The sequence below is a fragment of the Pseudomonas sp. CG7 genome (genome assembly GCF_023701885.1).
GTDB classification, from domain to species: domain Bacteria; phylum Pseudomonadota; class Gammaproteobacteria; order Pseudomonadales; family Pseudomonadaceae; genus Aquipseudomonas; species Aquipseudomonas zanjanensis.
Genome location: NZ_JABAEE010000073.1, coordinates 18,532 through 32,862, shown reverse-complemented (window position 1 = coordinate 32,862; position 14,331 = coordinate 18,532). Strand labels below are relative to the sequence as shown.

14 protein-coding genes are annotated in these 14,331 nt (G+C 62.2%); 1 reads left to right on the top strand and 13 read right to left on the bottom strand.

Annotated elements, in window-relative coordinates; genetic code table 11:
- Window positions 1–1,208: 1,208 nt before the first annotated feature.
- From HGO40_RS24180 to HGO40_RS24120, 13 genes are all read right to left on the bottom strand, one after another.
- Window positions 1,209–1,349 carry a hypothetical protein gene (locus HGO40_RS24180; protein WP_250965065.1) on the bottom strand — a complete coding sequence of 47 codons (141 nt, stop codon included), beginning with the start codon at window positions 1,347–1,349 and terminating at the stop codon, window positions 1,209–1,211.
- A gap of 204 nt (window positions 1,350–1,553) precedes the next feature.
- Complete coding sequence (lipA, locus tag HGO40_RS24175; protein ID WP_014340371.1) at window positions 1,554–2,576, bottom strand: lipoyl synthase; 1,023 nt, start codon at window positions 2,574–2,576, stop codon at window positions 1,554–1,556.
- A 1-nt stretch (window position 2,577) separates the two neighbouring features.
- Window positions 2,578–3,225 carry a lipoyl(octanoyl) transferase LipB gene (gene lipB, locus HGO40_RS24170; protein WP_250965064.1) on the bottom strand — a complete coding sequence of 216 codons (648 nt, stop codon included), beginning with the start codon at window positions 3,223–3,225 and terminating at the stop codon, window positions 2,578–2,580.
- Complete coding sequence (locus HGO40_RS24165; protein WP_053125656.1) at window positions 3,225–3,500, bottom strand: DUF493 domain-containing protein; 276 nt, start codon at window positions 3,498–3,500, stop codon at window positions 3,225–3,227. The genes lipB and HGO40_RS24165 overlap by 1 nt, the downstream gene beginning before the upstream one ends.
- Window positions 3,501–3,581: 81 nt before the next feature.
- Window positions 3,582–4,739 carry a D-alanyl-D-alanine carboxypeptidase family protein gene (locus HGO40_RS24160; RefSeq protein WP_250965063.1) on the bottom strand — a complete coding sequence of 386 codons (1,158 nt, stop codon included), beginning with the start codon at window positions 4,737–4,739 and terminating at the stop codon, window positions 3,582–3,584.
- Between the two features lie 308 nt (window positions 4,740–5,047).
- Complete coding sequence (locus HGO40_RS24155; RefSeq protein ID WP_186706570.1) at window positions 5,048–6,073, bottom strand: septal ring lytic transglycosylase RlpA family protein; 1,026 nt, start codon at window positions 6,071–6,073, stop codon at window positions 5,048–5,050.
- Window positions 6,073–7,083 carry a lytic murein transglycosylase B gene (gene mltB, locus HGO40_RS24150; RefSeq protein WP_186706571.1) on the bottom strand — a complete coding sequence of 337 codons (1,011 nt, stop codon included), beginning with the start codon at window positions 7,081–7,083 and terminating at the stop codon, window positions 6,073–6,075. Before mltB ends, HGO40_RS24155 begins: the two co-directional genes overlap by 1 nt.
- A 17-nt stretch (window positions 7,084–7,100) precedes the next feature.
- Complete coding sequence (gene rodA, locus HGO40_RS24145; RefSeq protein WP_250965066.1) at window positions 7,101–8,204, bottom strand: rod shape-determining protein RodA; 1,104 nt, start codon at window positions 8,202–8,204, stop codon at window positions 7,101–7,103.
- Between the two features lie 31 nt (window positions 8,205–8,235).
- Window positions 8,236–10,131, bottom strand: coding sequence for a penicillin-binding protein 2 (mrdA, locus tag HGO40_RS24140; RefSeq protein ID WP_250965062.1), 1,896 nt, complete (start codon window positions 10,129–10,131; stop codon window positions 8,236–8,238).
- A gap of 10 nt (window positions 10,132–10,141) precedes the next feature.
- A complete protein-coding gene (gene rlmH / locus HGO40_RS24135) occupies window positions 10,142–10,609 on the bottom strand; it encodes a 23S rRNA (pseudouridine(1915)-N(3))-methyltransferase RlmH (RefSeq protein ID WP_250965061.1) in 468 nt (155 codons plus the stop codon).
- 9 nt (window positions 10,610–10,618) lie between these two features.
- Entirely contained in the window at window positions 10,619–11,113 is a 495-nt protein-coding gene (gene rsfS, locus HGO40_RS24130) for a ribosome silencing factor (RefSeq protein WP_186706573.1), read from the bottom strand.
- A 71-nt stretch (window positions 11,114–11,184) separates the two neighbouring features.
- The gene (gene nadD, locus HGO40_RS24125; protein WP_250965060.1) at window positions 11,185–11,871 is read right to left on the bottom strand and encodes a nicotinate-nucleotide adenylyltransferase; all 687 of its coding nucleotides are present in this window, start codon (window positions 11,869–11,871) and stop codon (window positions 11,185–11,187) included.
- 1 nt (window position 11,872) lies between these two features.
- Window positions 11,873–13,144 carry a glutamate-5-semialdehyde dehydrogenase gene (locus HGO40_RS24120; protein WP_250965059.1) on the bottom strand — a complete coding sequence of 424 codons (1,272 nt, stop codon included), beginning with the start codon at window positions 13,142–13,144 and terminating at the stop codon, window positions 11,873–11,875.
- A gap of 404 nt (window positions 13,145–13,548) precedes the next feature.
- Here HGO40_RS24120 and HGO40_RS24115 point away from each other — a divergent pair, with 404 nt between their 5' ends.
- A complete protein-coding gene (locus HGO40_RS24115) occupies window positions 13,549–14,226 on the top strand; it encodes a DNA-3-methyladenine glycosylase (RefSeq protein ID WP_250965058.1) in 678 nt (225 codons plus the stop codon).
- The last annotated feature ends 105 nt before the right edge of the window (window positions 14,227–14,331 follow it).

The window sequence follows — 14,331 nt, the reverse complement described above, 5'->3', positions numbered from 1 at the left end:
TTTGCCGCCCAATCAGTACGAGCGGCAAACAGCCTGAAAACACCGATTGAGGTGTCCGGAAAAAGTTGACCACCTCAGATTTGTCGGAGTTGTTGCCAGGGTTTTCTGGCGGATTCGGAGTTACTTTGAACATGTCGTGAAGCTCCATCTGTAGAAGTGGAGCCGACACCCTTCGCTTGCACGCAAATGAGGTGGCAGTTGTACGCAGGTGTGCAAGACCGGGCAGACGGAACCCCGGCAGAATCCTTCTCACGAAGAAATCTCCCACGCACAACCGCCATAAAGCGCTTGCGCGTCGTCTTTTAACCGGCTTGCACGCCAGTGTCACCGTTTTTTTCAGTGACAACCCCAGACTAGCCACGAGGCAGACGCCGGACAAGTTCACCAAGTTCGCCACAACTCGAAGGAAATCTCCTAGGACGTTACTTTTAGAGGGGGGTGAATATCCGTTTCTGCGGTAACGGCCACTTAGGGTTTCGCCCTGACGGCGGGTCACTTTTGGAAGAGCGCCAAAAGTAACCAAAAACGCTTTGCCCCACCACTCGGCACCTCGCTAAGGCTCGGTGTGCCCTCACTCCGGCATTGCTCCGTGGGCCGCCGCGAAGGGCCATCCATGGCCCAGCGCGGCTACCTCGGCATCCATGCCGAGGTGCCCACTGCGCAATGCCTGCGTTCGGCCAGCGTGGTTTAACGGGGCGTCTCAGATCAAGATCAAGATCAAGATCAAGATCAAGATCAAAAGCAAAGCAAAGCAAAGCAAAGCAAAGCAAAGCAAAGCAAAGCAAAGCAAAGCAAAAGCGGTCGGAGCTGGCATTTGTGTGGCTGCACCACTGCTATCGCGAGCAAGCTCGCTCCCACATTAGATCTTCAGCAGACACAAAACCCATATACACCGCTCCCACATGGGAGCTACAGCAGACACAAACCCCATATACACCGCGAAAACCTGTGGGAGCGAGCGTGCTCGCGATGAGGCCAGCACATCCAACATCACCGCAAACTGACCCACCGCCATCGCGAGCAGGCTCGCTCCCACATTAGATCTTCAGCAGACACAAACCCATATACACCGCAAAAACCTGTGGGAGCGAGCCTGCTCGCGAAGGGGCCAGCACATCCAACATCACCGCAAACTGACCCACCGCCTTCGCGAGCAGGCTCGCTCCCACAATTGGATCGAAGTACGACTGCCAGAGCCAGGTCGGCTATCAGGCCGCCTCGCTTTGGCTTTTGATCTTGATCTTGATTTTGATCTTGATCTGGGGCGCCCCGTTAACCACGATGGCCGAACGCAGGCATTGTGGAGTGGGTATCCCGGCATGGATGCCGGGATAGCCGCGCTGGGCCATGGATGGCCCTTCGCGGCGGGCCCACGGAGCAATGCCGGAGTGAGGGCATGCCGAGCCTAAGCGAGGCACCGAGTGGTGGGGCAAGAGCGTTTTGGTTACTTTTGACTGGGCCGGCTTCCGGGCTTTTCAAAAGTGACCCGCCGTAAGGGCGGAACCATAAGTAGCCGTTACCGAAGAAACGGATATACACACCGCCCCAAAAAATCAGGACCCCAAAAGCTCAGCCTTGACCAACTTAGCCTGCTCATCCGCATGATACGAAGACCGCACCAACGGCCCCGAAGCCACGTTCTTGAACCCCATCTTGTACCCTTCCTCGGCAAACCAGGCAAAAGTATCGGGATGCACAAAACGCTGCACCGGCAAGTGGCTACGGGAAGGCTGCAAATATTGGCCCAAGGTCAGCATGTCAATGTCATGCTCACGCATGCGCTTCATGACCTCGATAACCTCCTCATCCGTCTCACCCAAGCCCAGCATCAAGCCAGACTTGGTCGGAATGTGCGGCATCATCTGCTTGAAGCGCTGCAGCAAGGTCAGCGACCACTGGTAATCCGAACCCGGACGCGCGGCCTTGTACAGGCGCGGCACGGTTTCCAGGTTGTGGTTGAATACATCCGGCGGCTCGGCGGCGGTGATTTCCAGGGCGATGTCCATGCGGCCACGGTAATCGGGCACCAGGGTTTCCAGCTGGACGTTCGGCGACAGCTTGCGGATCTCGCGGATGCAGTCGGCAAAGTGCTGGGCACCGCCGTCACGCAGGTCGTCGCGGTCTACCGAAGTGATGACCACGTACTTGAGCTTCAGGTCGGCGATGGCGATGGCCAGGCTTTCCGGCTCGTTGGTGTCCAATGGCTTCGGACGGCCGTGGCCGACGTCGCAGAACGGGCAGCGACGGGTGCAGATGTCGCCCATGATCATGAACGTGGCGGTGCCGCCGGAGAAGCATTCGCCCAGGTTCGGGCAGGAAGCTTCCTCGCAGACGCTGTGCAGCTTGTGCTTGCGCAGCAGGGCCTTGATACGGTCGACTTCCGGGGAAACCGGGATGCGCACACGGATCCAGTCAGGTTTCTTCGGCAATTCGGTGGTAGGGATGATCTTGACCGGGATGCGTGCAACCTTCTCGGCGCCGCGCAGCTTGACGCCGGCTTCTACCTTGGCACGCGGGGCCGGACGCTCGGTGACGTCCAGCGTCGGGATCATGGTTTGCACTGCATCAGTAGTCATATCAGTCGATTCCGCCCGTGAGGGTCGTCTGCTCAGCATAGTCGAGGTGTTTGACGAGCTGCGCGCGCAGCCGGGCACTTACCTCGGCAAATTCAATCGGTCCTGCGTGCTCGCTCAACTGGGTCATCGCCAGTCCCGCGTAGCCACAGGGATTAATCCGTCGGAATGGCGCCAGGTCCATGTCCACGTTCAACGCCAGGCCATGAAACGAACAGCCGTGGCGGATCCGCAAACCCAGGGACGCGATCTTCGCCCCCTCGACGTAGACACCCGGCGCATCCGGCTTGGCCGCCGCCGTCACCCCGTAGCTGGCCAGCAGCTCGATCAGGCACGTTTCCATGCGGGTGACCAGCTCGCGCACGCCAAACCCCAGCTTGCGCACATCCAGCAACAGGTAGGCGACCAGTTGGCCAGGCCCATGGTAGGTCACCTGCCCGCCGCGGTCGACCTTCACCACCGGGATTTCCCCCGGCAGCAACAGGTGCTCGGCCTTGCCGGCCTGGCCCTGGGTGAACACCGGCGGATGTTCCACCAGCCAGACTTCATCGTCGGCGCTGGTGCCGCGTTCGTTGGTGAAGCGTTGCATGGCATGCCAGACCGGCTCGTAAGCCATCGTGCCCAGCTCGCGAAAGCCCAGCGTGCCCGGCATCACAACACCATGTGCACGAAACCGGTGGCGCGCAGCTCGCTGTTGATGTCGTAGAGCTGTTCCTGACCGGTGGCAATGATGTGCAACTGGATCGTCGTGTACTTGCCGTTGGTACTCTGGCGCTCGGCCAGGGTCTTGTGATCAACGGTGGCATGTTTTTCAAGGATCGCGATGATCTTGTCCTTGAAACCCACGCCGGTGTCGCCGATTACCTTGATCGGATAATCCGCGCAGGGGAATTCGATTTTTGGCGCCTTTACTTCGGAGTCTGTCATGGCGTAACGGCCTCGTAAGCCGTGGTAACGCACATGGCCCCGCTCCGGAGGGGAACGAGGCCATGCAGGTCAACACTTCAATCAGTTGAACAAGCCGTAGAAGAATAGACGGATGCTATCCCAGATGCGGCGGAAGATACCACCTTCCTCGACCGCGTCCAGAGCGATCAGGTCAGCGCTGTGCACCACTTTGTCGTCCAGTTTGACTTCGACTTTACCGATCACGTCGCCCTTGGCGATAGGAGCGGTCAGTTGCGGGTTCATGGTCATGCTGGCAGCGAGCTTCTTGAGCTGGCCTTTAGGCAGGGTCATGGTCAGGTCTTGGGCCAGGCCAGCCTTGACCTGGTTGGTCGAGCCTTTCCAGACCTGGGCCTGGGCCAGTTCGGTGCCCTTCTGGTAGAAGGTCTGGGTTTCGAAGAAACGGAAGCCGTAGGTCAACAGCTTCTGGGTCTCGGCGGCACGGGCCACTTCGCTGCTGGTGCCAAAGACCACGGCGATCAGGCGCATGCCGTCACGCACAGCCGAGGACACCATGCAGTAGCCGGCTTCGTCGGTGTGGCCGGTCTTCAGGCCATCGACGGTCTTGTCGCGCCACAGCAGCAGGTTGCGGTTAGGCTGCTTGATGCCGTTCCAGAAGAATTCCTTCTGGGAGTAGATGGCGTAGTGCGCCGGGTCTTCATGAATGATTGCCCGGGCCAGGATCGCCATGTCGTGAGCCGACGAATAGTGCTCAGGGTTCGGCAGGCCGGTGGGGGTCATGAAGTGGCTGTTGGTCATGCCCAGGTCGGCCACGGTTTTGTTCATCATGTCGGCGAACGCATCTTCGCTGCCCGCGATGTGCTCGGCCAGGGCGACGCTGGCGTCGTTGCCGGACTGGATGATGATGCCGTGCAGCAGGTCGCTGACGGTCACTTGCGAACCGACCTTGATGATCATCCGCGAGCCGCCGGTGCGCCAGGCGATTTCGCTGACGGTCACCGGATCGTTTTCACCGATCTGGCCACGACGGATTTCCAGGGTCGCGATGTAGGCGGTCATCAGCTGGGTCAGGCTGGCCGGTGGCAGACGCGGGTCACCGTTGTTCTCCACCAGCACCTCGCCGCTGCTGGCATCCATCAGCACAAAGGATTTAGCAGCCAATTGAGGGGGCGCCGGCATCATCTCGACCGCGAACGCGGCCGGTGAGAGAAGCAGCGGGACTAGCAGGCAAAGGCGTTTGGCAAAGGTGGTGATGTTCATCCGTCTCTCGAAATCGCTAATGGGACTGCCCGAAGGCAGAACTAAAACAGGCAACCTCAGGCTTTGTATGAAAAGTGCCTGCGCGACGATCATGCTGCGTTGAAAACAGGCTCGGAATGCTCATTGACAACCAGTCAACTCCGCTTCCTCGCCTGTTTTCGCCTTGCCTGATCGCCGCTCGGCGACTTTTCATACAAACCCTCGGGCTGCCGCGTATTTAAGTTGCTCACTCACTGCCCTTGCCGGGCTTTTGTTATTCATGGAGCCAACAACCTGACCCGCTCCAACCGCAAGCGGGCCTCAATCAATTACTCAGCAGTGACCAGGCTCGGCGAACCGAGATTGGCCAGGCGCACACTGTCCTGCACCTTCTGGACTTCACCCGGAGAACCGATCGGCCCCAGGCGCACCCGATGCAGTGTCTGCTGGTTGCGCACGATCGAGCTGATGAACACCGGGGCGCTCACCATCGAGCTGAGCTTCGACCTCAGCAGCTCGGCAGCGTCCGGGTTGGCGAACGCGCCCACTTGCAGAAACTGGCCAGACGCTGTTGCAGAAGCGTTTTTTTTTGCATCGATCTGCACTGGCAGCACGGCCGCGGCGTGTTGCTGCGGCGGCGGTGTCCACTGCTCGACCGTGCCGGTGGACGCCGTCACGGTGGGCGCGGCATTTTGCGCCACTTTCGGCTCGTTGAGCATCAACGGCGCCGGACGGCCACGTTGGGCCCACCATTCCTGCGGGTCGATGCCTTCGACCTTGACCCGGGCGGTGCCGGTTTCAGCGTAACCCAGCTTTTTTGCCGCCGCATACGACAGGTCGATGATGCGGTCGGAATAGAACGGCCCACGGTCGTTGACCCGCAGTATCACCGTCTTGTTGTTGTCCAGGTTGGTCACCCGCACATAGCTGGGCAGCGGCAAGGTCTTGTGGGCCGCGCTCATGCCGTACAGGTCGTACACTTCGCCGTTGGCGGTGTTCTGGCCGTGGAACTTGGTGCCGTACCAGGATGCCGTGCCCGAGGCCACGTAGCGCTTGGACTCGGCCATCGGGAAATAGGTCTTGCCCAGCACCGTATAGGGGTTGGCCTTGTAGGGGCCGGTGTGCAGGGTCGGCGTGGCGTCGGGAATGCGCGAGACGTCCACGTCCCACCACGGCGCGCCGTCCTTGTGGGCCCGGTTGATGTCCAGGCCCGGCGTGGCGCGCACGGCGGTGGTGTTTTTCTGGACCGGCGCGCGGCTGGTCGAACAACTGACGACCAGCAGCGACAGCGCGGCCAGCGCCACCAGCTTGAAAGGCTTGGTTTTCAGGGGTTGATAGGTAGGCAATGCCCGCATTATTTGACGCCCCGTGCTTTGACCAGCTCTTCAGACAGTTGATATACGGCCATGGCGTACATCACGCTGCGGTTATAACGCGTAATCGCGTAGAAATTCTTCAGGCCCATCCAGTATTCGGGGCCCTGTTCGCCTTCCAGGCGCATCGCGGTGACCGGCATGTCGTCACGCAGCGCATCATGACTCGACCAGCCCAACGCCCGCAACTCCCCGACGGTTTTCGTCGGCTCGATGCCCTCGGTCAGGCCCTGGTCCACTTGCTCGCCGCGCACATCGGCGCGGCTGACCACCGGCTGGCCGGGTTCCCAACCGTGCCGCTTGAAATAACTGGCGACACTGCCAATGGCATCGGTCGGGTTGGTCCAGATATTGATGTGGCCGTCGCCATCGAAGTCCACCGCGTAGGCGCGGAAACTGCTGGGCATGAATTGCGGCAGGCCCATGGCCCCGGCGTAGGAGCCCTTCAGCGTCAGCGGATCGACCTGTTCTTCACGGGCCAGCAGCAGGAATTCGCGCAGCTCCTTGCGGAAGAACTCGGCACGCGGCGGGTAATCGAAGCCCAGGGTCGACAACGCGTCGATCACCCGGAAATTCCCGGTGTTGCGGCCAAAGAAGGTCTCGACGCCAATGATCGACACAATGAACTGGGCCGGCACGCCGTATTCCTGCTCGGCACGGGCCAGGGCCGCCTCGTGCTGGCGCCAGAAGTCCACGCCCCGGGCGACACGCGCCTCGGTGATGAACATCGGCCGGTACTCGCTCCACTGCTTGACCCGCTCGGCGGGCCGGGAGATCGCGTCGAGGATCGACTGCTTGCGCTCGGCCTCGCGAAACACCCCCATCAGTTGTTCACCGGCGAAACCGTAGTCGCGGGTCATCTCGCCGACGAATTCGGCCACCTGTGGCGAGCCTTCGTATTCACCGGCCAAGGCCTGCGACGCACTGCCCAGGAAGCCGACCAGGCCGATCCACGGCGCACATCGCGTCGACCAGCCACGCATTGCTTGCATTGAACTCTTCACCTTATTCAAACCTGCGCGATCCACTTGCGATGCGTATGAATCGACATCAAAACCCCAAACGCTGACAGTAGTGTCACCAGCGAAGTTCCTCCGTAGCTAATGAAAGGCAACGGCACCCCCACGACCGGCAACAGGCCACTGACCATACCGATGTTGACGAAAACATAAACAAAAAACGTCATGGTCAGGCTGCCCGCGAGCAACTTGCCGAACAATGTCTGGGCCTGGGCGGTGATCACCCGCCCCCGGCCGATCAGCAATAAATAGATCAGCAGCAGCACGCAGATGCCCACCAGGCCGAACTCCTCGCCCATCACGGCGATGATGAAGTCGGTGTGGCTTTCCGGCAAAAAGTCCAGGTGCGACTGGGTGCCCATCAGCCAGCCCTTGCCGAATACGCCGCCGGAACCGATGGCGGCCTTGGACTGGATGATGTTCCAGCCGGAGCCCAGCGGATCGCTTTCCGGGTCGAGGAAGGTCAGGACGCGCTGCTTCTGGTAGTCGTGCATCACGAAATACCACATGGCCACCGACACCGGCACGGCGGCGGCGATCACGCTGAGGATCCAGCGCCAGCGCAACCCGCCCATGAACAGCACGAAGGCGCCGCCGGCCAGGATCAGCAGCGAGGTGCCGAGGTCCGGCTGGCGCACGATGAGGATGAACGGGATGCCGATCAGCAACAGGCTGACACATACATGCTTGAGCTGTGGCGGCAACGAGCGCTTGGACAGGTACCAGGCAATGGTCGCCGGCATGATGATCTTGAGGAATTCCGAAGGCTGGAAGCGGATGACCCCGGGAATGTTGATCCAGCGGGTGGCGCCCATGGCGTGGTGGCCCATGATGTCCACCACCACCAGCAAACCGACGCCGACGATGTAGGCCACCGGCACCCAGCGCGCCATGAACCGCGGCTCGAGCTGGGCGATGACGATCATCGACACCAGGCCGATGCCGAACGAGGTGGCCTGCTTGGCCAGCAAGTCCCAGCTCTTGCCGCTGGCCGAATACAGCACGAACAGGCTGCCGGCGGCCAGGGTCAGCAGCAGGATCAGCAACGGGCCATCGATGTGCATGCGCTGCAGCAAGGTGGCACGGCGGCGCATCACGTCTTCGCTGGACAGGATCCGGTCGAAATTATTCTTCACGGGCCGTAGCCTCCGCAGTGATGGGGCTTGCGTATTCAGGCTTGAGCTGGCCGTGCTCATCCAGCAACCAGGCGTCCATGATCTGGCGCACCACCGGCGCGGCGACGCCGGAACCGGATTCACCGTTCTCGACCATCACCGACACGACGATCTTCGGGTTCTCGGCTGGCGCAAAACCGACGAACAAGGCGTGGTCGCGGTGGCGGTCCTGGACCTTGGAGCGGTCGTACTTCTCGCCCTGCTTGATGGCGACGACCTGGGCCGTACCACTCTTGCCGGCAATCCGGTATTGCGCGCCGAGGGCTGCCTTGCGCGCGGTGCCTCGGGCGCCGTGCATCACCGCCTGCATACCGTTGTTGACCCTCTGCCAGTCCGCCGGATTGCGCAGGATGATGTCCGGCATCGGGTCCGGGTCCACTGGTTTCTGGCCTTCGATGGTCTTGGCCAGGTGCGGGCGATACCACTTGCCCTTGCTCGCCACCAGCGCCGTGGCCTGGGCCAGTTGCAAGGGCGTTGCCTGCATGTAGCCCTGGCCGATCCCCAGGATCAGGGTTTCGCCCGGGAACCAGGCCTGGCGGCGGGTCGCCCGGTTCCATTCCCGGGACGGCATCAGGCCGGGCGACTCCTCGAACATGTCCAGGGAGACTTTCTGACCGAGGCCGAACTTGTTCATGTAGGACGACAACCGATCGATCCCCAGCTTGTGGGCCAGGTCGTAGAAGTAGGTGTCGTTGGAGCGCATGATCGCCGTTTCCAGGTCCACGTAGCCGTCACCGGTGCGGTTCCAGTTGCGGTACTTGTGGTCGTAGTTCGGCAGTTGGTAATACCCCGGGTCGTAGACCCGGCTCGACGCGGTGACCACGCCCGCATCCAACCCGGCAATCGCCACGGCCGGCTTGATGGTCGAGCCCGGCGGGTAGAGGCCGCGCAGCACACGGTTGAACAGCGGCCGGTCGATGGAATCCCGCAGCTCGGCATAGGCCTTGAAACTGATGCCGGTGACGAACAGGTTCGGGTCGAAACTTGGCTGGCTGACCATCGCCAGCACTTCGCCGGTGTTCGGGTCCAGCGCCACCACCGCTCCGCGCCGGCCGCCCAGCGCCGCTTCGGCGGCTTCCTGCAACTTGATGTCCAGGCTCAGCACGATGTCCTTGCCGGGAATCGGGTCGGTGCGCTTGAGCACGCGCAATACGCGGCCGCGGGCATTGGTCTCGACTTCCTCGTAACCCACCTGCCCATGCAGCTCGGCCTCGTAGAAACGCTCGATACCGGTCTTGCCGATGTGGTGGGTGCCGCTGTAGTTGACCGGGTCGAGGGTCTTGAGCTCTTTCTCGTTGATCCGCCCCATGTAGCCGACCGAGTGGGCAAAGTGCGGCCCTTGGGGATAATGCCGCACCAACTGCGCCACCACCTCGACGCCCGGCAGGCGGAACTGGTTCACCGCGATCAGGGCGATCTGTTCTTCGGTCAGCTCGAACATGATCGGCACCGGCTCGAAGGGACGCCGGCCCTGGCGCATGCGCTTCTCGAAGATCGCCCGGTCCTCAGGCGTCAACTGCAGCACTTCGACGATCACGTCGAGGACTTTCTGCCAGTCGCCGGAACGCTCGCGGGTCATGCTCAGGCTGAAGCTGGGCCGGTTATCCGCCACCACCACGCCATTGCGGTCGAAAATCAGCCCGCGGGTCGGCGGAATCGGCTGTACGTGTACGCGGTTGCTCTCCGACAAGGTCGAGTGATACTCGTACTGGATCACCTGGAGGAAATACAACCGCGCGATCAGCACGCCAATCAGCGTCACCACCGCAATAGCGCCGAACACGACGCGACCACGCACCAGGCGGGCGTCTTTTTCGTGGTCCTTGATGCGGATCGGCTGGGGCATGAGGGCAGGATTACTTGTGGTAAGGGTGCCCGGACAGGACTGTCCAGGCACGATACAGCTGTTCGCCGATCAGGATCCGCACCAGCGGGTGCGGCAACGTCAACGGCGACAACGACCAGCGCTGGTCCGCCCGGGCACAGACTTCCGGCGCCAGCCCTTCCGGGCCACCGACCATGAAGTTGACCGTGCGCGCGTCCAATCGCCAGCGATCGAGCTCCACCGCCAGTTGCTCGGTGCTCCAGGGCTTGCCGGGGACTTCGAGGGTGACGATGCGCTCGTTCGGCCCGACCTTGGCCAGCATGGCTTCGCCTTCCTGGCGGATGAAGCGCGCCACGTCGGCGTTCTTGCCACGGGTGTTGAGCGGAATTTCCACCAGTTCCAGGGCCAGCTCGGACGGAAGACGCTTGGCATATTCATGCCAGCCTTCTTCCACCCACTTGGGCATGCGAGAACCGACGGCGATCAGGCGCAGTCGCACAGCGGTCCCTTATTGCTGGTCTTTGTTGAGCTTGGTGAAGTGCTCATGGGGGTTTTCCGGGCTGTGGTGCGCAGCGCTGGCCGAACGGCTCTGCTCGGCACCGGCCCACAGGCGTTCCAGGTCATAGAACTGGCGCGCCGAGGCGGTCATCATGTGCACGATGACATCGTCCATGTCCAACAGGACCCAGTCGCTGTCGCCCTTGCCTTCTTCACCCAATGGCTTGACGCCCTGGGCCTTGACCGCTTCGCGGACCTTGTCCAGCATCGCGCCGATCTGGCGGTTGGAGGTACCGGTGGCGATGATCATGTAGTCCGTGATGCTCTGCTTGTCACGAACGTCGATCACCTGGATGTCCTGGGCCTTGACGTCTTCCAGGGCTGCCACGGCCACCTTGACCAGCTCTTCGCCAACCAGCGCAACGCCGGTGTGGACTTCTACAGGCAGCGGGGCGCTCTTGAACGTGCCCTTGCGCTTTACTTTGTTTACGTCTTTGTCAGTCATATAAAACTCGTTTTGCTCGTATGTTCGGGCGCTTCGCTACACGCATTCACGTGCCTTGAAGCGCGCCTTTTTCAGTTCGACGCACGGTAGAGCCCGTGCGCATCGATGTAGGCCAGGACCGCGTCGGGCACCAGGAAACGTACCGACTTACCGCTGGCCAGCAGTTGACGGATCTGGGTGGCGGATACCGCGAGCGGCGTCTGCCAGACGAATGCAATCTGTCCGCTCGGCCCTTTCAGGGCCAGCGGGTCGCTCACCGAGCGGGCCGCCAGCAGGTTGCGCAAGGCATCCGGCGGCTCGCTGTCGGCATCCGGGCGTTGCAACACCAGGATGTGGCAATGCTGGAGCAACTCTTCCCAGCGATGCCAAGTGGGCAGGCCGCAAAATGCGTCCCAGCCCAGAAGCAGGAAAACCTGGGCATCAACGGCCAGTTCGGCGCGCATCAGCTCCAGGGTATCAATGGTGTAGGACGGTTTGTCCCGCTGCAATTCGCGGGCGTCCACCACCAGCGGTGCCACACCGGCCACCGCGCACTCGACCATCGCCAGGCGATCCCGGGCCGACACCTGCGGCGTATCCCGGTGAGGCGGCCGGGCGCTGGGCGTCAGGCGTAGCTCATCGAGGGCCAGGGCGTCGGCGACTTCCAGCGCACCGCGCAAATGGCCGATGTGCGCCGGGTCGACCGTGCCGCCCAGGATACCGATGCGCCGGGCCGGGGTTGTCGTCGGCACAGGGGCCGGCGGTTCGAGGTCGCCCAAGTCAGACCGACTCCTGTCCGCGCAACTGGCCGTCACCGACCACGATGTATTTCTCGCAGGTCAGGCCTTCCAGGCCCACCGGGCCGCGGGCGTGCAGCTTATCAGTAGAAATGCCGATCTCGGCACCCAATCCGTATTCAAAGCCATCGGCGAAGCAGGTCGGGGTGTTGATCATCACCGACGCCGAATCCACTTCGGCCACGAAACGCCGGGCTTCGCCCTGGTGCTCACTGACGATGGAATCGGTGTGGTGCGAGCCGTGGCGGATGATGTGTTCGATGGCCTGGTCCAGCCCGTCGACCACGCGGATCGACAGGATCGGCGCCAGGTATTCGGTGTCCCAGTCTTCTGCCGTGGCCGCGACGGCCTCGATGATTGCCCGGGTGCGCTCGCAACCGCGCAGTTCGACGCCTTTTTCGCGGAACTGGGCAGCCATCGACGGCAGGAAGTCCTGGGCAACGGCCTGGTCCACCAGCAGGGTTTCCATCGCGCCGCAGATACCGTAGCGGTAGGTCTTGGCGTTGAAGGCGATGCGCTGGGCCTTCGGCAATTCGGCGTGGGCACTGACGTAGACGTGGCAGATGCCGTCCAGGTGCTTGATCACCGGCACCCGGGCGTCACGGCTGACCCGTTCGATCAGGCCCTTGCCGCCGCGCGGCACGATGACATCGACGAACTCGGGCATGGTGATCAACGCGCCAACTGCGGCGCGGTCGGTGGTGTCCACCACTTGCACCACGGCCGCCGGCAGATCGGCCTCGGCCAGGCCGCGCTGGATGCAGGCGGCAATTGCACGGTTGGAATGGATGGCCTCGGAGCCGCCCCGCAGGATGGTTGCGTTACCGGACTTCAGGCACAGGCTCGCGGCGTCGATGGTCACGTTCGGCCGCGACTCGTAGATGATCCCGACCACGCCCAGGGGCACGCGCATCTTGCCGACCTGGATGCCCGACGGGCGGTAGCTCATGTCGCGAATCGCCCCGACCGGGTCCGGCAGGGCCGCGACCTGGCGCAGACCGACGCTCATGCCGTCGATGCGGGCCGGAGTCAGCGCCAGGCGCTCGAGCATGGCCGGCTCCAGACCGTTGGCCCGGCCGGCGGCCAGGTCCAGCTCGTTGGCAGCGGACAACTCGGCGCGCGCAGCGTCCAGCGCATTGGCGGCGGCCTGCAGGGCGCGGGTTTTCTGCGCGGTGCTGGCCCGGCCGATGATGCGCGACGCTTCGCGAGCGGCGCGACCCAGGCGGGTCATGTAGTCAAGAACGGACTCAGTCATGGTCTGTGTGGTCTTGGCGATGGGGAAAGCGGCAGATTATAGCTGTCGTAACCCTCGACTAACAGCATGGACTCGCAGTGGTGACCGGCGGAGAAGCAAAACAGCCATAAACAGCCGGTTGAAGCGCAATGCTGTTCACTTAAGGCAATCGACAAACCCGTGGCGAGGGAGCTTGCTCCCGCTGGGCCGCGAAGCGGCCCCAAAACCTGCCAATTGTGGCGTATCAGACACACCGCACCCGCCGGTTTACGGCTGCTTCGCAGCCGAGCGGGAGCAAGCTCCCTCGCCACTGGGTCATCATTTTTCCTAAGTGAACGGCATTACGGTTGAAACGAGTGTTCAGCGGTGATTAAGCTTTCCATTGCTATCCTCGCGCTTCCTTTGGCCTCACTTCGTCTATCGCCATGACCGATTTGCCATCGCCCAACGCCCTGCCCCACGCCTTTTTCGATCGCGACGCCCAGGTGCTTGCCAAGGACCTGCTGGGCAAAGTCATCCGCCACAAGGTCGGCGACCTGTGGCTCAGCGCGCGGATCATCGAGACCGAGGCGTATTACTTCGCCGAAAAAGGCAGCCACGCCTCCCTGGGCTACACGGAAAAACGTAAGGCTTTGTTTCTGGATGGCGGGCACATCTATATGTACTACGCCCGGGGCGGCGATTCGCTGAACTTCAGTGCCCAGGGCCCGGGCAACGCGGTGTTGATCAAGTCGGCCTACCCGTGGGTCGATGCCGTTTCGGGGCCGGCGAGCCTGGCGCAGATGCTGTTGAACAACCCCGACGCCCAAGGCCGGCCACGCACACCGCAAAAACTCTGTGCCGGCCAGACCCTGTTGTGCAAAGCTTTGGGGCTGAAAGTGCCGGACTGGGACGCCAAGCGCTTCGACCCCGAGCGCTTGTTGGTGGAAGACGTCGGCGTGCCAACGGTCAATGCGATCCAGACCACCCGCCTGGGCATTCCCCTGGGACGGGACGAGCATTTGCCCTACCGCTTCGTCGACGCTGCCTACGCCCCTTGGTGCACCCGCAACCCGTTGCGGCGCGGACAGGTCGAAGGGCGGGATTATTTTTTGCTTTCATGAACACAAACACTGCATGACCCTGGGGCCCCTTGTGGGAGCGAGCTTGCTCGCGATGGCGTCGGGCCTGTGAATTAAATGGCGACTGACACACCGCTATCGCGAGCA

Coding starts and splice junctions, on each gene's coding strand:
- mltB (WP_186706571.1), bottom strand. CDS start 7,083: ATGCAAGCAATGCGTGGCTGGTCGACGCGATGTGCGCCGTGGATCGGC.
- HGO40_RS24165 (WP_053125656.1), bottom strand. CDS start 3,500: ATGACAGACTCCGAAGTAAAGGCGCCAAAAATCGAATTCCCCTGCGCG.
- HGO40_RS24120 (WP_250965059.1), bottom strand. CDS start 13,144: ATGACTGAGTCCGTTCTTGACTACATGACCCGCCTGGGTCGCGCCGCT.
- lipA (WP_014340371.1), bottom strand. CDS start 2,576: ATGACTACTGATGCAGTGCAAACCATGATCCCGACGCTGGACGTCACC.
- rodA (WP_250965066.1), bottom strand. CDS start 8,204: ATGCGCCGCCGTGCCACCTTGCTGCAGCGCATGCACATCGATGGCCCG.
- HGO40_RS24115 (WP_250965058.1), top strand. CDS start 13,549: ATGACCGATTTGCCATCGCCCAACGCCCTGCCCCACGCCTTTTTCGAT.
- HGO40_RS24180 (WP_250965065.1), bottom strand. CDS start 1,349: ATGGCCCAGCGCGGCTATCCCGGCATCCATGCCGGGATACCCACTCCA.
- HGO40_RS24160 (WP_250965063.1), bottom strand. CDS start 4,739: ATGAACATCACCACCTTTGCCAAACGCCTTTGCCTGCTAGTCCCGCTG.
- mrdA (WP_250965062.1), bottom strand. CDS start 10,131: ATGCCCCAGCCGATCCGCATCAAGGACCACGAAAAAGACGCCCGCCTG.
- lipB (WP_250965064.1), bottom strand. CDS start 3,225: ATGCCGGGCACGCTGGGCTTTCGCGAGCTGGGCACGATGGCTTACGAG.
- HGO40_RS24155 (WP_186706570.1), bottom strand. CDS start 6,073: ATGCGGGCATTGCCTACCTATCAACCCCTGAAAACCAAGCCTTTCAAG.
- rsfS (WP_186706573.1), bottom strand. CDS start 11,113: ATGACTGACAAAGACGTAAACAAAGTAAAGCGCAAGGGCACGTTCAAG.